This window comes from Streptomyces sp. NPDC049541 (assembly GCF_044465725.1).
In the GTDB taxonomy this organism is placed as follows: Bacteria; Actinomycetota; Actinomycetes; order Streptomycetales; family Streptomycetaceae; genus Streptomyces.
This window is the reverse complement of record NZ_JBITLY010000001.1, coordinates 1,231,246-1,247,172: the sequence shown is the minus strand read 5'-3', so window position 1 is coordinate 1,247,172 and position 15,927 is coordinate 1,231,246. Positions and strand designations below refer to the sequence as shown.

10 protein-coding genes are annotated in these 15,927 nt (G+C 70.4%); 5 read left to right on the top strand and 5 right to left on the bottom strand.

Going from position 1 to position 15,927, the window contains the following annotated elements:
* Nucleotides 1-24: 24 nt before the first annotated feature.
* Nucleotides 25-1,164 carry an acyl-CoA dehydrogenase family protein gene (locus tag ACIBW9_RS05675; protein ID WP_398951494.1) on the top strand — a complete coding sequence of 380 codons (1,140 nt, stop codon included), beginning with the start codon at nucleotides 25-27 and terminating at the stop codon, nucleotides 1,162-1,164.
* Between the two features lie 151 nt (nucleotides 1,165-1,315).
* Entirely contained in the window at nucleotides 1,316-2,299 is a 984-nt protein-coding gene (locus tag ACIBW9_RS05670) for an acyl-CoA dehydrogenase family protein (RefSeq protein ID WP_398951492.1), read from the top strand.
* Here the strand turns inward: ACIBW9_RS05670 and ACIBW9_RS05665 are convergent.
* Entirely contained in the window at nucleotides 2,274-3,923 is a 1,650-nt protein-coding gene (locus tag ACIBW9_RS05665; RefSeq protein WP_398951490.1) for a cytochrome bc complex cytochrome b subunit, read from the bottom strand. The genes ACIBW9_RS05670 and ACIBW9_RS05665 overlap by 26 nt on opposite strands.
* 103 nt (nucleotides 3,924-4,026) lie before the next feature.
* Complete coding sequence (locus tag ACIBW9_RS05660; RefSeq protein ID WP_398951487.1) at nucleotides 4,027-4,752, bottom strand: vWA domain-containing protein; 726 nt, start codon at nucleotides 4,750-4,752, stop codon at nucleotides 4,027-4,029.
* 133 nt (nucleotides 4,753-4,885) lie between these two features.
* Here ACIBW9_RS05660 and ACIBW9_RS05655 point away from each other — a divergent pair, with 133 nt between their 5' ends.
* Complete coding sequence (locus tag ACIBW9_RS05655; protein WP_398951485.1) at nucleotides 4,886-5,797, top strand: rhomboid family intramembrane serine protease; 912 nt, start codon at nucleotides 4,886-4,888, stop codon at nucleotides 5,795-5,797.
* Nucleotides 5,798-5,837: 40 nt separating this feature from the next.
* Nucleotides 5,838-6,776: a chitosanase gene (locus ACIBW9_RS05650; RefSeq protein ID WP_398951483.1), complete on the top strand. Its 939-nt coding sequence runs from the start codon at nucleotides 5,838-5,840 to the stop codon at nucleotides 6,774-6,776.
* Nucleotides 6,777-6,897: 121 nt separating this feature from the next.
* Here the strand turns inward: ACIBW9_RS05650 and ACIBW9_RS05645 are convergent, their stop codons facing one another.
* From ACIBW9_RS05645 to ACIBW9_RS05635, 3 genes are all read right to left on the bottom strand, one after another.
* Nucleotides 6,898-8,361: a glutamate synthase subunit beta gene (locus ACIBW9_RS05645; protein ID WP_398951481.1), complete on the bottom strand. Its 1,464-nt coding sequence runs from the start codon at nucleotides 8,359-8,361 to the stop codon at nucleotides 6,898-6,900.
* Complete coding sequence (gltB, locus tag ACIBW9_RS05640; protein ID WP_398951479.1) at nucleotides 8,354-12,946, bottom strand: glutamate synthase large subunit; 4,593 nt, start codon at nucleotides 12,944-12,946, stop codon at nucleotides 8,354-8,356. Before gltB ends, ACIBW9_RS05645 begins: the two co-directional genes overlap by 8 nt.
* 402 nt (nucleotides 12,947-13,348) lie before the next feature.
* A complete protein-coding gene (locus ACIBW9_RS05635; RefSeq protein ID WP_398951477.1) occupies nucleotides 13,349-14,080 on the bottom strand; it encodes a VIT1/CCC1 transporter family protein in 732 nt (243 codons plus the stop codon).
* A gap of 275 nt (nucleotides 14,081-14,355) precedes the next feature.
* On the opposite strand from ACIBW9_RS05635, the gene ACIBW9_RS05630 reads away from it, so the two are divergent.
* Complete coding sequence (locus ACIBW9_RS05630; RefSeq protein ID WP_398951475.1) at nucleotides 14,356-15,465, top strand: ADP-ribosylglycohydrolase family protein; 1,110 nt, start codon at nucleotides 14,356-14,358, stop codon at nucleotides 15,463-15,465.
* Nucleotides 15,466-15,927: the final 462 nt, after the last annotated feature.

Below are 15,927 nucleotides of genomic sequence, written 5' to 3'. Positions count from 1 at the left end.
CTTGTTAGGGAAGGATGGCAGTCGATGGATCTCGCCTTCACACAGGAAGAGGAGGCCTTCCGCGCCGAGGCCCGGGCCTGGCTCGCGGACCGGGTGCCGCGTGCGCCCCTGCCGTCCCTGGAGACCGCGGAGGGCTTCGCGGCCCACCGCGCGTGGGAGGCCGAGTTGGCCGCGGACCGCTGGTCGGTCGTCAACTGGCCGACGGAGTACGGCGGAAGGGACTCAGGCCTGGTCCGCTGGCTGATCTTCGAGGAGGAGTACTGGGCGGCGGGGGCCCCGGGCCGGGTCGGTCAGAACGGGATCAGTCTGCTCGCCCCGACCCTCTTCGACCACGGCACCGAGGAGCAGAGAGCGCGCGTGCTGCCGCCCATGGCCACGGGCGAGGTGGTGTGGGCGCAAGCCTGGTCCGAGCCGGAGGCGGGCTCGGACCTGGCGTCCCTGCGGTCGAAGGCGATGCGCACGGACGGCGGCTGGCTGCTGAGCGGGCACAAGACGTGGTCGTCGCGGGCCGCCTTCGCGGACCGTGCCTTCGGCCTGTTCCGCAGCGACCCGAAGGTCCCGAAGCCTCACCAGGGCCTGACCTACCTGATGTTCGACCTGCGTGCGCCCGGTGTCACCGTCCGGCCGATCGGCCGCCTCGACGGGAAGCCGGCGTTCGCCGAGCTGTTCCTGGACGAGGTGTTCGTGCCGGACGAGGACGTGATCGGCGCGCCCGGCGAGGGCTGGCGGATCGCGATGTCGACGGCGGGCAACGAACGGGGCCTGATACTCCGCTCCCCCGGCCGTTTCCTGGCAGCGGCGGAACGGCTGCACCGCCTCTGGCAGCAACAGGGCTGCCCGCCCGCCGCCCAGGCCCGGGTGGCGGACGCCCTGATCGGCGCCCGTGCCTACCGCCTCTTCACCTTCGCCGCCGCCTCCCGCTTCCTGGAGGGCGCCTCCATCGGACCGGAGTCCAGCCTGAACAAGGTCTTCTGGTCCGAGTACGACATCGCGCTGCACGAGACGGCCCTCGATCTGCTCGGCGAACAGGGCGAGGCGGCGGACTCGGAGTGGGCCGAGGGCTATGTCTTCTCCCTCGCCGGCCCGATCTACGCGGGCACGAACGAGATCCAGCGCGACATCATCGCCGAGCGGCTGCTCGGCCTGCCGAAGGGGCGCCGCTAGTGGCTCCGCCGGGTGGGCCGGGATGGGTCGGTTTTCGTCTGCGGCGCCGTCGTGGCTGGTCGCGCCCGCGCGGCGGTAGCCGCATGTTCAACACAGTCCCGCGCCACTTGGGGGCGCTTCCGAACCGCAGCGCTCTGAAGGGACGGCACTGATGCATTTCCTCCTCGACGCCGAGCAGCGGGCCTTCGCCGCCTCCCTCAATGCCATGCTTGCGGCCGCCGACACGCCTTCCGTCGTACGGGACTGGAGCCGCGGCGAGCACGCAAGCGGCCTTGCGCTGTGGTCCCGTCTCGCGGACGCGGGCGTCTTCGCCCTCGCCGTCCCCGAGGAGTACGGCGGCCTGGGGCCCCGCCCCGTCGAACTCGCCGTCGCGTTCGTCGAGTTGGGGCGGCATGCGGTGCCGGGACCGGTGGTGGAGACGGTCGCGGCGGCCGCCCTGCTCGCCGCGCTGGACGACACGGGCCCGGCGAAACGCCTGCTGCCCGCGCTGGCCTCCGGGGAGTCGGTGGCGACGCTCGCTACGGGACCGTATGCGCTGGACGCGGACATCGCGGACGTATGGCTGACCGTGGCGCCAGGAAGCGCCGAGCTGCGTCTCGCTCCCCCGCCCGGCCGGCCGCGCCCCTCTCTCGACCCCGCCCGCCGCCCGTGCGCGCCGGCGCCCGGCGGGGAACTGCTCGCCGCCGGTCCTCAGGTCTCCGAGGCCGTCACCCATGCCCTGACCTGGGGTCGCCTCGCCGCTGCCGCACAGTGCCTCGGCGTCGGACTGTCCCTCCTGGACCGAACCGTCGCCTACGTCCGCCAACGCACCCAGTTCGGCGTCCCCATAGGCTCCTTCCAGGCCGTCAAACATCGACTGGCCGACGCGAAGATCGCTTTGGAGTTCGCCCGCCCCCTGGTGTTCGGTGCCGCGCTCACCATGACCCCCGCCGACGTGGCCGCCGCCAAGGTCACGGCGTCCGAGGCGGCGTACGCCACCGCCCGTACGGCGCTGCAGCTGCACGGCGCGACCGGCTACACCGCGGAGTACGACCTGTCCCTGTGGCTGACGAAGGCCCGCGCCCTGCGCACCGCATGGGGCCGGCCCGAGGAGTGCCGGGCCCTGGTCCTCAGTGGTGGTGATCGCCGCTGGTGAGTTCCCGGTACTCCTCCACCGTCGGCTTCGGGATGTGCGACTCCGAGCCGAACATCACCCGGGCCAGCCGGGCGCGCACCCGCTGCCCCGGCCTGACCGGCCGCCGTACGCCGTACGCGTCGACGAGCGGGCCGATCTCGTAGGGCGGGTTCTGCTCGTGCTGGGTGAGGGTGAACAGCTGGTCCTGCGCGAGGGGCTCGTGGACCTCGACGAACTCGCCGTGCGGCAGCCGTTTGATGGTGCCGCTCTCCCTGCCGTGCAGCACCTTGTCCCGGTCCTTGCGCTGCAGGCCCATGCAGATCCGTTTGGTGACGAGGAACGCGACGACCGGCGCCACGAAGAAGGAGACCCGTACGAACCAGGTGATCGAGTTGATGGACAGATGCAGATGGGTGGCGACGATGTCGTTGCCGCCGCCGATCAGCAGCACCACGTACAGGGCCAGCCAGGCCGCGCCCAGGCCGGTGCGGACCGGCATGTTGCGCGGCCGGTCCAGGATGTGGTGCTCGCGTTTGTCACCGGTGATCCAAGCCTCCAGGAAGGGATACAGACCGAGGGCGAGCAGCAGCAGCGGGAACAGCGTGAAGGGGATGAAGACGCCGAGCTCCAGGGTGTGGCCCCAGAAGTTGAGCTCCCATCCCGGCATCACCCGGATCAGGCCCTCGGAGAAGCCGAGATACCAGTCGGGCTGGGCACCTGTGGTCACCAGGTCCGGGCGGTAGGGTCCGAAGGCCCACACGGGGTTGATGCTGGCGATGCCGCCCATGAACGCCAGCACGCCGAAGACGAGGAAGAAGAAACCGCCCGCCTTGGCCATGTAGACCGGCAGGAAGGGCATGCCGACGACCGTCTTCTGGTCCCGGCCGGGCCCCGGGTACTGGGTGTGCTTGTGGTAGAAGACCAGGATCAGATGGGCGACCACCAGCCCCAGCATGATCCCCGGCAGCAGCAGCACATGGACCGGGAAGAGCCGCGAGATGATGTCGTGCCCCGGGAACTCGCCGCCGAACAGGAAGAAGGACAGGTACGTCCCGACGATCGGGACGGATAGGATCGCGCCGTCCGCGAAGCGGATGCCGGTGCCGGACAGCAGGTCGTCGGGGAGCGAGTAGCCGGTCAGGCCGGTGATGATGCCGAGGAAGAGCAGGGTCCAGCCGAACAGCCAGTTGAGCTCGCGCGGCTTGCGGAACGCGCCGGTGAAGAACACCCGCATCATGTGCACGAGCATGCCGGTGACGAAGACCAGCGCCGCCCAGTGGTGGATCTGCCGGATCAGCAGCCCGCCGCGCACATCGAAGCTGATGTCGAGCGTGGACTCGTAGGCCCGGGTCATCGAGACGCCGTTGAGCGGGACGTACGAGCCGTGGTAGATCACCTCGACGCCGCTCGGCTCGAAGAACAGGGTGAGATAGATGCCGGTGAGGATCAGGATGAGAAAGCTGTAGAGGCAGATCTCCCCCAGCATGAAGGACCAGTGGTCCGGGAAGACCTTGCGCATATTGGCCTTGGCCAGCCCGTACAGACCCAGCCGCCCGTCGGCCCAGTCCGCCAGCTTCTCGCCCGTGCCCGTCGGCTCCCTGCGCCTGGAGCCGGCCGTTTCGTTCCCCGATCGTGCGCCGTCCATACGTTCGTCGCCTCCCCGTCGGATCATCCTCAGGGTGGCACGGCGTCCCGGGTAAGCCAACGGTGAGAGCACCGTACGAGTGATGCACGCCGGTCCCGGGCTCTCAGGCGGGCCGCACGATCCCCTGGGTCCGTGCGGCGGCCAGCCACGTGGGGAACTCGCCGACCAGCCGGTCGTACAGCTCTGCGTCGGTCACCCGCGCCGGGTCCGACCCGGCGTGGAAGAAGCCGGCGTTGTCGACGACCCGCTTCTGGGGCACCGCGAGATCGTCCAGCTTGCGCAGGAAGTCGAACTGCTTGCTGCCCGGGTCCCCGAAGCCCACGAACTGCCAGAACAGCGGGAGGCGGGCCGCCTTCCAGAGATAGCGTTCCGCGGCGAGCTTGTTGATCGGACCGCCGTCGGTCTGGAAGACGACCAGGGCCGGGGCGGTCGAGCCGCTGTCGAGGTAGTGGTCGATGACCGCGTCCATCGCCAGGTGGTAGCTGGTCTTGCCCATGTGCCCGAGCCCGGACACGATCTTCTCGATCCGGCCCTCGTGGCCGGCGAGGGCGATGTCGGTCTCGGCGTCCACGTCCGTCGAGAAGAAGACCACCGGCACGCGCCCGTCGTCGTCGAGATGTGCGGACAGCCCCAGCACCCGGTCGGCGAGCGCCTGCACACTGCCGTCCTTGTAGTACGGCTTCATCGAGCCGGAGTAGTCGACGACGAGGTACACCGCAGCCCGCAGCCCGTCCAGCCCGTGCTTCTGGAGCGACACCCCGGCGCTCTTGTACAGGCTGACCAGCGCGGGCGCGGTCTCCTCGATCTTGCGCAGACTGATCGCGGCCATGCTCCCCCTTCGTCCGTGCCGAGGTTACGTCACGCCTACCCCGCCCCTCCCACCAGCCACAGTCGTTCGCTATTTTGTTCGCCGCCGTCCCCACCGGCTCGCCGCCCGTCCCACCCCCTCCGAGGAGCCGGCTGTGGAATCCGAGTCCACCGTCACCACCTGCTACCGCCATCCCAAGGTGGAGTCCCACGTCCGCTGCACCCGCTGCGACCGGTACATCTGCCCGGACTGCATGCGCGAGGCGGCCGTCGGCCACCAGTGCGTGGAGTGCGTGAAGGAGGGCGCGCGGTCGATACGGCAGGCGCGTACCGCGTTCGGCGGTCGGATCACCTCGGCGCCGATGGTGACGTACGTCCTGATCGGGCTGAATGTGCTCGCATACCTGGGCGAGTTGGTGCGTCCGTCGGTCGTGGACCGCTTCGAGATGCTGGGCCGGGGGCTGGTCGGGCCGGACGGCGGCCACTACGGGTGGGTGGCCATCCACCCCGCCGACTACCACCTCGAAGGGGTGGTCGGCGGTGAGTGGTACCGCCTGCTCACCGGGGCCTTCCTACATCTGCCGCCCACCGGGGGGACGTTCGGGATCGCGCACATCGTGATGAACATGGTGGCGCTGTGGAACATCGGCCGGGTGGTCGAGTCCCAGCTCGGCCGGATCCGCTACCTCGCCCTGTATGTCCTGTCGGCGCTGGGCGGCTCCGTCCTGGTCCTGCTGATCGACCCCGACCAGGCCGCGGTCGGCGCCTCGGGCGCGATCTTCGGGCTCGGTGCCGCGTACTACGTCATGGCCCGGCGACTGGGCGCCGACATGAGGTCCGTGAACCAGTTCATGGGCGGCCTGCTGCTGTGGCTGGTGATCTCCGCCTTCGCCACGTCCTGGCAGGGCCATCTCGGCGGCCTGCTGGCCGGCGGCGTGGTGACACTGGCGTACGCGTATGCGCCGCGTGACGGCCGCCGCAACCTCGTCCAGGCGGGCGCCTGCGTCGCCCTGATGGCGCTGCTCGTGATCCTTACGGTCGCGAAGGTCACTGAACTGGCGGCCTGACCGGGAATCACCCGGCAACCACCGGCCGTACCCTCTCGCTATGCTGCGTTTTTCTGGGGGACGGCCCCCAGGCCCCCGACGTGCCGGTTTCCTCCTGTTCGCGGCCCTCCCCGCGGTCGTCACCGTGGTGTATGTCCTCTCGCCCGCCGACTCCTCCGGCGGGAGCGGGAGAAGGACGCCGACCACCGCCGCGCAGAAGGCCCGCCAGAGCGCCAAGAGCCGGGCCGAGCACGAGAGCGCGCAGGACGAGGAGGTGATCGCCGACCTGCCGGCCGGCCTCGCCGCCCCCGCCAAGAAGGAACTGGCCCAGGTGCTCGTGGCCAGCGCCGAGAACTCGACGCTGAACTGGCGCAGTGCCTACGGCTACATCGAGGACATCGACGACGGCCAGGGCTACACCGCCGGCACCGTCGGCTTCTGCACGGGTACCCACGACCTGCTCGCGCTCGTCGAGCGCTACACCGAGGACCGTCCCGACAACGGCCTCGCCGACTACCTCCCCGCCCTGCGCGAGGTCGACGGCACGGACTCCCACGAGGGCCTGGACCCGGGCTTCACCGCCGCCTGGAAGGCCGAGGCGGAGCTGCCCGCCTTCCGGAAGGCTCAGGACGAGGAGCGCGACCGCGTCTACTTCGACCCGGCCGTCCGCCTCGCCAAGCTCGACGGCCTCGGCACACTCGGCCAGTTCGTCTACTACGACGCCATGGTCCAGCACGGCCCCGGCACCGGCCCGAACAGCTTCTACGGCCTGCGCGAACGCGCCATGGACGAGGCGGACCTCCCCTCACAGGGCGGCTCCGAGAAGAACTATCTGGACGTCTTCCTCGACATCCGCGTCGAGGCCATGCGGACCGAGCGTCCGGACCTCGACACCACCCGCGTCGACACGGCCCAGCGGCAGTTCCTGTACGACGGGAACCTGGCCCTGAAGACGCCGCTGACGTGGAAGGTGTACGGGGAGACGTACAAGGTGCCGTAGCCCACCCCGACGGCGGCCGACCGCAGACATGCGACGGCGCCTGCCGTCGTCCGGTCGGGGACAGGGCAAGCGCCGTTGCGGTGTTCCGTACGCCTTTGTACGGGACGTATGTGAGGGGCCGTCAGGCCATCAGGGCCCGGTCCGTCGGGCGGATCGGGGCCGGCAGGTCGCTGGCGCCCGTCAGGAAGCGGTCGGTGCCGCGGGCGGCCGAGCGGCCCTCCGCGATCGCCCACACGATGAGGGACTGGCCGCGGCCCGCGTCACCGGCGACGAACACGCCGGGGACGTTGGTCTGGAAGTCGGCGTCGCGGGCGATGTTGCCGCGCTCGTCGAGCTCCAGGCCGAACTGCTCGACCAGGCCGTTCTCCCGGTCGGTGCCCGTGAAGCCCATCGCCAGGGTGACCAGCTGAGCGGGGATCTTGCGCTCCGTGCCCGGCTTCGGGGTCAGCTTGCCGTCGATGAACTCCACCTCGGTCAGATGCAGCCACTGGACGTTGCCGTCCTCGTCGCCCTCGAAGTGGGTGGTGGAGACGGAGTAGACCCGCTCGCCGCCCTCCTCGTGCGCGGACGTGACCTTGTAGAGCATCGGGAAGGTCGGCCACGGCTGGGTGACGTTGTTCCGCTCGTCGTTCGGGCGGGGCATGATCTCCAGCTGCGTGACGGAGGCCGCGCCCTGGCGGTGGGCGGTGCCCACGCAGTCCGCGCCGGTGTCGCCGCCGCCGATGACCACGACGTGCTTGCCCTCGGCCGAGACCGGGGAGGTGACGTAGTCGCCCTCCTGGACCTTGTTCGACAGGGGCAGGTACTCCATCGCCTGGTAGATGCCCTTGAGTTCGCGGCCGGGGACCGGGAGGTCACGGGCGGTCGTCGCACCGGCGGCGATGACGATCGCGTCGTAGCGCTTCTTCAGGTCGGTCGCCTTGAGGTCGCGGCCGATCTCGATCCCGGTACGGAAGCGGGTGCCCTCCGCGCGCATCTGCTCGATACGGCGGTTGATGTGCCGCTTCTCCATCTTGAACTCGGGGATGCCGTACCGGAGGAGGCCTCCGATGCGGTCCGCGCGCTCGTAGACGGCGACCGTGTGGCCGGCCCGGGTCAGCTGCTGGGCGGCGGCCAGGCCCGCGGGGCCCGAGCCGATGACGGCGACCGTCTTGCCCGAGAGGCGCTCGGGGATCTGCGGGGCGACATCCCCGGTCTCCCACGCCTTGTCGATGATCGAGACCTCGACGTTCTTGATGGTCACCGGCGGCTGGTTGATGCCCAGCACACACGCCGACTCGCACGGAGCGGGGCACAGCCGGCCCGTGAACTCGGGGAAGTTGTTCGTCGCGTGCAGACGCTCCGACGCGGCCGACCAGTCCTCGCGGTAGGCGTAGTCGTTCCACTCGGGGATGAGGTTCCCGAGCGGACAGCCGTTGTGGCAGAAGGGGATGCCGCAGTCCATGCACCGGCTGGCCTGCTTGCTGATGATCGGCAGCAGGGAACCGGGAACGTAGACCTCGTTCCAGTCCTTCAGACGCTCGTCGACCGGGCGGGACTTGGCGACCTCACGGCCGTGGTTCAGGAAGCCCTTCGGGTCAGCCATTGATCGCCGCCTCCATCATCTTCTCGGTGATCTCGGACTCGGAGAGTCCCGCCTGCTCGGCGGCGTCCTTGGCGGCGAGCACTGCCTTGTACGTGCTGGGGATGATCTTGCTGAAGCGCTCGACCGCGGTGTCCCAGTCGGCCAGGAGCTTCTCGGCGACCGTGGAGCCGGTCTCCTCCTGGTGGCGGCGCACCACGTCGTGCAGCCACTGCTTGTCGGTGTCGTCGAGGGCCTCGACGGCGCTGACGTTGCCGACGTTGACGTTGTCGACGTCCAGGTCGATGACGTAGGCGATACCGCCCGACATACCGGCCGCGAAGTTGCGGCCCGTCTCGCCGAGGACCACCGCGCGACCGCCGGTCATGTACTCGCAGCCGTGGTCGCCCACGCCCTCGGAGACGACCGTGGCACCGGAGTTGCGGACGCAGAACCGCTCGCCGGTACGGCCGCGCAGGAACAGCTCGCCGCCGGTCGCGCCGTAGGCGATGGTGTTGCCCGCGATCGTCGAGTACTCGGCGAGGTGGTCGGCGCCCCGGTCCGGGCGGACGATCACACGGCCGCCGGAGAGGCCCTTGCCGACGTAGTCGTTGGCGTCGCCCTCCAGGCGCAGCGTGACACCGCGCGGCAGGAAGGCGCCGAAGGACTGGCCGGCGGAGCCGGTGAAGGTGATGTCGATGGTGTCGTCGGGCAGGCCCGCGCCACCGAACTTCTTCGTCACCTCGTGGCCGAGCATGGTGCCGACCGTGCGGTTGATGTTGCGGATCGCGACCTGGGCGCGCACCGGCTGGGCGTCGGTCGCGGAGTCCGCGGCCAGGGCGTCGGCGGCGAGCTTGATCAGCTCGTTGTCGAGCGCCTTCTCCAGGCCGTGGTCCTGCTCGATGACCTGGTGGCGCACCGCGCCCTCGGGCAGCGAGGGAACGTGGAACAGCGGCTCCAGGTTCAGGCCCTGCGCCTTCCAGTGGTCGACGGCACGCGTGACGTCGAGCGCCTCGGCGTGGCCGACGGCCTCCTCGATGGAGCGGAAGCCCAGCTCGGCGAGGATCTCGCGGACCTCTTCGGCGATGTACTGGAAGAAGTTGACGACGTACTCGGCCTTGCCGGAGAACCGGTCCCTGAGGGTCGGGTTCTGGGTGGCGATGCCGACCGGGCAGGTGTCCAGGTGGCAGACGCGCATCATGACGCAGCCGGAGACGACGAGCGGCGCGGTCGCGAAACCGAACTCCTCGGCGCCGAGCAGCGCGGCGATGACGACGTCACGGCCGGTCTTCAGCTGGCCGTCGGTCTGCACGACGATACGGTCGCGCAGGCCGTTGAGCAGCAGCGTCTGCTGGGTCTCGGCGAGGCCGAGCTCCCAGGGACCGCCCGCGTGCTTCAGCGAGGTCAGCGGGGAGGCGCCCGTACCGCCGTCGTGGCCGGAGATGAGGACGACGTCCGCGTGCGCCTTGGAGACACCTGCGGCGACCGTGCCGACGCCGACCTCGGAGACCAGCTTGACGTGAATCCGCGCCTGCGGGTTCGCGTTCTTCAGGTCGTGGATCAGCTGGGCGAGGTCCTCGATGGAGTAGATGTCGTGGTGCGGCGGCGGGGAGATCAGGCCCACGCCCGGCGTCGAGTGACGCGTCTTGGCGACCCACGGGTAGACCTTGTGGCCGGGCAGCTGGCCGCCCTCGCCGGGCTTGGCGCCCTGGGCCATCTTGATCTGGATGTCGTCGGCGTTGACCAGGTACTCGGAGGTCACACCGAAGCGGCCGGAGGCCACCTGCTTGATGGCGCTGCGCCGGGCCGGGTCGTAGAGACGGTCCGGGTCCTCGCCGCCCTCACCGGTGTTGGACTTGCCGCCCAGCTGGTTCATGGCGATGGCGAGCGTCTCGTGCGCCTCACGCGAGATGGAGCCGTAGGACATGGCGCCGGTGGAGAAGCGCTTGACGATCTCGGAGACCGGCTCGACCTCGTCGATGGAGATCGACGGGCGGTCCGACTTGAAGCCGAACAGACCGCGGAGCGTCATCAGGCGCTCGGACTGCTCGTTGACGCGCTGGGTGTACTTCTTGAAGACGTCGTAGCGGCCGGTGCGCGTGGAGTGCTGGAGACGGAAGACCGTCTCCGGGTCGAACAGGTGCGGCTCACCCTCGCGGCGCCACTGGTACTCGCCGCCGATCTCCAGCGCACGGTGGGCGGGGGCGATGCCGCTCGCCGGGTACGCCTTCGCGTGGCGGGCGGCGACCTCCTTGGCGATGACGTCGATGCCGACGCCGCCGATCTTGGTGGCCGTGCCGTTGAAGTACTTCTCGACGAAGGCCTCGTCGAGACCGACGGCCTCGAAGACCTGGGCGCCGCGGTAGGAGGCAACCGTCGAGATGCCCATCTTGGACATGACCTTCAGCACGCCCTTGCCGAGGGCGTAGATCAGGTTGCGGATGGCCTTCTCGGGCTCTATGTCCGAGAGGAAGGTGCCCGCGCGGACCAGGTCCTCGACGGACTCCATCGCCAGGTACGGGTTGACGGCCGCGGCGCCGAAGCCGATGAGCAGCGCGACGTGGTGGACCTCGCGGACGTCGCCGGCCTCGACCAGCAGGCCCACCTGGGTACGCTGCTTGGTGCGGATGAGGTGGTGGTGGACGGCCGCGGTGAGCAGCAGCGAGGGGATCGGCGCATGCTCGGCGTCCGAGTGGCGGTCCGACAGGACGATCAGCCGGGCGCCGTTCTCGATGGCCGCGTCGGCCTCGGCGCAGATCTCCTCGATGCGCGCGGCGAGGGCGTCGCCGCCGCCGGAGACCCGGAACAGGCCGGAGAGCGTCGCGGCCTTGAAGCCGGGCATGTCGCCGTCGGCGTTGATGTGGATGAGCTTGGCCAGCTCGTCGTTGTCGATCACCGGGAACGGCAGGACGACGCTGCGACACGAGGCGGCCGTCGGGTCGAGCAGGTTGCCCTGCGGACCCAGCGAGCTGCGCAGCGAGGTCACGAGCTCCTCGCGGATCGCGTCCAGCGGCGGGTTGGTGACCTGCGCGAACAGCTGGGTGAAGTAGTCGAACAGGAGCCGCGGACGCTCGGAGAGCGCGGCGATCGGGCTGTCCGTGCCCATCGAACCGATCGGCTCGGCACCGGCCTTGGCCATCGGCGCGAGGATGACGCGCAGCTCCTCCTCGGTGTAACCGAAGGTCTGCTGGCGGCGGGTGACCGAGGCATGGGTGTGGACGATGTGCTCGCGCTCGGGCAGGTCGCTCAGCTCGATCTCGCCGGCTTCGATCCACTCGGCGTACGGCTGCTCGGCGGCGAGGGCCGCCTTGATCTCGTCGTCCTCGATGATGCGGTGCTCGACCGTGTCGACGAGGAACATCTTGCCGGGCTGCAGCCGGCCCTTGCGGACGACCTTGGAGGGGTCGATGTCGAGGACGCCGACCTCGGAGCCGAGGACGACCAGGCCGTCGTCGGTGACCCAGTAGCGGCCGGGGCGAAGGCCGTTGCGGTCGAGGACCGCGCCGACCTGCTTGCCGTCGGTGAAGGTGACGCAGGCCGGGCCGTCCCAGGGCTCCATCATCGTGGAGTGGAAGTTGTAGAAGGCGCGGCGGGCCGGGTCCATGGAGTCGTGGTTCTCCCACGCCTCCGGGATCATCATCAGCACGGAGTGCGGCAGCGAACGGCCGCCCAGGTGCAGGAGTTCGAGCACCTCGTCGAAGGACGCGGAGTCGGAGGCGTCCGGCGTGCAGATCGGGAAGACGCGGTCCAGACCCCGGTCGCCGAAGAGGTCGGAGACCAGCTGCGACTCGCGGGCGACCATCCAGTTGCGGTTGCCCTTGACGGTGTTGATCTCACCGTTGTGCGCGACGAAGCGGTAGGGGTGCGCGAGCGGCCACGACGGGAAGGTGTTCGTGGAGAAGCGCGAGTGGACCAGCGCGATGGCCGACGCGAAGCGGCGGTCGGAGAGGTCCGGGAAGAAGGGCTCCAGCTGGCCGGTGGTCAGCATGCCCTTGTAGACGATGGTGCGCGCGGAGAGCGACGGGAAGTAGACATCGGCTTCCCGCTCGGCGCGCTTGCGCAGCACGAAGGCCTTGCGGTCGAGGGCGATGCCCTCCGAGGCGTTGTCGGTGACGAAGATCTGCCGGAAGGCGGGCATCGTCGAACGGGCGGTGGCGCCGAGCAGTTCGGGCGCGACCGGCACCTCGCGCCAGCCGAGGACGGTGAGGCCCTCGTCGGCGGCGATCGTCTCGATCTGCGAGACGGCCTCGGCCGTGCCGTCCTCCGGCAGGAAGGCGATGCCGACGGCGTAGGCACCGGCCGCGGGCAGCTCGAATCCGGCCACCTCGCGGAAGAAGGTGTCGGGGACCTGGGAGAGGATGCCGGCGCCGTCGCCCGAGTCGGGCTCGGAGCCGGTGGCGCCGCGGTGCTCGAGGTTGCGCAGCACCGTCAGGGCCTGCTCGACCAGAGTGTGGGACGCCTCGCCGGTGAGGGTGGCAACGAAGCCGACGCCGCACGCGTCGCGCTCGAAGCGGGGGTCGTACATACCCTGCGCAGCAGGGCGAGCATCCATGAAGGACCAGTTCTGGCCATTCGCGGAATGCTGGGACGGCTGGCGCGGCGTACGCATCGGCTCTCCCGTCGTCGTCTCAAGTGGCTGGGGGCACCTCCCAGGCTCTTGAGGCTCTGGGGGCGCATATTGCCGAGGGACGACGTTGGCCCTCTGCTGGGTGCAAAATTTCGTGCAGGTTACATGATGGAGCGGTTCTCGGGAACCGGGATATTCCGTTCCAGCATGCGGACACCGCGCGGCTGCAGTGCGGGTACCGCGCCTGCGGTGGAAGCTATGGGACCGAGTGGGACAGATCGATGTCCCTCGGCCCGAAAGTCGGGGAGGGCTGCGTCGCCCTTCCCGCGGGTGCGCGGCAGGCCTCATTGCCCACAGCGCTTACGGCTCATGCCCAGTGGTTAAGCATTCGAAACCAGCGAGTAACGGCTACTTATGCGGCCCAACGCATAACTTGTAGCCGCCCTATCCTACGGCCGTTCCGAACACGATGCCCAGGGCGTACGTCACACCGGCCGCCGCGGCACCCAGGGCGAGTTGCCGCAGCCCGCTGAACCACCAGGTCCGCGCCGTCACCTTGGCCACCACCGCACCGCAGGCGAACAGCCCGAAGAACGCGAGCAGCAGGGCCGGCCACAGTGCGGTCGCACCGAGCAGATACGGCAGTACGGGCAGCAGGGCACCCAGCGCGAAGGAACCGAAGGAGGACACGGCGGCGACGAGCGGCGAGGGCAGGTCCCCGGGGTCGATGCCGAGCTCCTCACGGGCGTGTATCTCCAGGGCCTGCTCGGGGTCCTTCGACAACTGCCGGGCCACCTCCCGCGCCAGCTCCGGCTCGACACCCCGGGCCTCGTAGAGCGCCGCGAGCTCGGCCTCCTCGTCCGCCGGGTGCTTCCTCAGCTCGGCCCGCTCCACATCCAGCTCGGCCTCGACGAGCTCACGCTGCGAGGCGACGGAGGTGTACTCCCCGGCGGCCATGGAGAAGGCGCCGGCGGCGAGCCCCGCGAGCCCGGTCAGGACAATGGTCTGCTGGCTCACGGCCCCGCCCGCGACGCCGGTCATCAGCGCGAGGTTGGAGACCAGCCCGTCCATCGCACCGAAGACCGCGGGCCGCAGCCAGCCGCCGTTCACATCCCGGTGCGTGTGGTTGTCGCGGTGCGCCACGTGCAGTGCGGCCTCGGTCTCGATGATCGCCATCGCGGGGTCCCCCAGGGAAGCTAAGCCAAAGCTAACTTTGGACAAGTTCTACTCTTCGACAACAGCAAACCTATGCCTCGAATTCCCTTCCCGCCAGCAAGGAAAGGCTCGGCTAACCTGCACCTTTACCTCTCCGCGCTCACTCGTGAGCAGTGCCGCACAAATGTCGACCGGGTGACATGACTCCGCCCCAGGCGCAGGTCAACCGCCGACGGTGGGACACATGGGCAAAGGGTCCGCGCCCTGTGCGAACCCCGCTCCCGGAGAGGCCGCGTATGGCATCGATCGCCTGCACTCCCTCGGTCCCGTCGCCCGGGAACGCCACCGACCTCCGCGAGCGGGCACGCGGCGCGCTCCTGGGCCTGGCCGTCGGCGACGCCCTCGGGGCCCCGGCGGAGAACCTGAAGCCGTCGGAGATCCGTGCCCGCTGGGGCCGCATCACGGGTTATGTGACGGACAAGCCGGCCGGCACGGACGACACCGAGTACGCGATCTTCTCCGGACTGCTGCTGGCCCGGCACGGCTCGGCACTCACCCCCTCCCACGTGGAGGTGGCCTGGCACAAGTGGATCGCGGACCGCGACGAAGGCCCCTTCCGGGGCGCGGGGTTCAGCGAACGCGGCACGCTGGAGAACCTCCGTCGCGGTCTCGCCGCCCCCATCTCGGCCCAGCACCGGCACGCCTGGAGCGACGGCCTGGCCATGCGCGCGGCCCCCTTCGGCGTCTTCGCCGCGGGCCGCCCCGCCGAGGCGGCCCGACTGGTGGCGATCGACGGCTCGGTGAGCCATGACGGCGAGGGCATCTACGGCGGCCAGGCGGTCGCGGCGGGGGTGGCCGCGGCGATGGCGGGCGCACCGACGTTCGCCGTCGTGGCCTCCGCCCTGGCGGTCGTCCCGGACGACTCCTGGACGGCCCGCTCGCTGCGCCGGGCGGTGGCGGTGGCCCACCGCGGCGAACGGGCGGTCCGCTCGGCGGTCGTCATCGGCGGCTACCCCTGGACCGACCTGGCCCCCGAGGCGGTCGCCCTGGCCTTCGGCGCCTACGCGGCAGCGGACGGCGACTTCCGCGACGCGGTCCTCACGGCGGTCAACATGGGCCGGGACGCGGACACGACGGCAGCGGTGGCGGGCGCACTGGCCGGAGCGACCCAGGGGGTCTCGGCGATCCCCCCGGCCTGGGCAGCGGCCATCGGCCCGGCCCGGGGCAGTTGCCTGCCGGCCATGGAGGGCCAACACGTACTGGAGGTGGCGGACCTACTGATCCCGGACGAGGGCGCGACCGCACGGAGACCCACACCGGACGTGCCGGGGCGCACGACCTTCCCGCTCCCGGACCTCACCGCCTTCACCCTGGCCGCGACGGACGAGACGGAGACGCCCGGATGAGCCCACCCGCCCCCTGGAACGAGGGAACGACAGAGCCGACCGACCCCCCAAACCCACCCCCACCCGCGGCAGCCAGCGCCGAGAACCCACCACAAGGGCCACGCACGGCCGACCCCACCACCGCAAACGGCGAGGACCCACCACAGGGACCACCCGCACCCGACGACCAACCCACCACCGCCAACGGCGAGGACCCACCACAGGGGCCGCCCGCACCCGACGACGAAAGTCGCACGGGTGCGGGTGGGAACCGATCCGCCGATGGCGAAGCCGAGGCGGATGAGCCCCCGCACCCGCAGGGCACCGCAGAGGCAGCCGCGCCCCCGCACCACCCGCAGGACCCCGCAGAGGCAGCCGCGCCCCCGCACCCGCAGGACCCCGCAGAGGCAGCCGCGCCCCCGCACCCGCAGGACCCCGCAGAGGCAGCCGCGCCCCCGCACCCGCAGGACCCCGCAGAGGCCG

Bases quoted from the DNA above. Each gene is read 5' to 3' on its own strand.
- ACIBW9_RS05675 (WP_398951494.1), top strand. From the start codon at position 25: ATGGATCTCGCCTTCACACAGGAAGAGGAGGCCTTCCGCGCCGAGGCC.
- ACIBW9_RS05670 (WP_398951492.1), top strand. From the start codon at position 1,316: ATGCATTTCCTCCTCGACGCCGAGCAGCGGGCCTTCGCCGCCTCCCTC.
- ACIBW9_RS05665 (WP_398951490.1), bottom strand. From the start codon at position 3,923: ATGGACGGCGCACGATCGGGGAACGAAACGGCCGGCTCCAGGCGCAGG.
- ACIBW9_RS05660 (WP_398951487.1), bottom strand. From the start codon at position 4,752: ATGGCCGCGATCAGTCTGCGCAAGATCGAGGAGACCGCGCCCGCGCTG.
- ACIBW9_RS05650 (WP_398951483.1), top strand. From the start codon at position 5,838: ATGCTGCGTTTTTCTGGGGGACGGCCCCCAGGCCCCCGACGTGCCGGT.
- ACIBW9_RS05645 (WP_398951481.1), bottom strand. From the start codon at position 8,361: ATGGCTGACCCGAAGGGCTTCCTGAACCACGGCCGTGAGGTCGCCAAG.
- gltB (WP_398951479.1), bottom strand. From the start codon at position 12,946: ATGCGTACGCCGCGCCAGCCGTCCCAGCATTCCGCGAATGGCCAGAAC.
- ACIBW9_RS05635 (WP_398951477.1), bottom strand. From the start codon at position 14,080: ATGGCGATCATCGAGACCGAGGCCGCACTGCACGTGGCGCACCGCGAC.
- ACIBW9_RS05630 (WP_398951475.1), top strand. From the start codon at position 14,356: ATGGCATCGATCGCCTGCACTCCCTCGGTCCCGTCGCCCGGGAACGCC.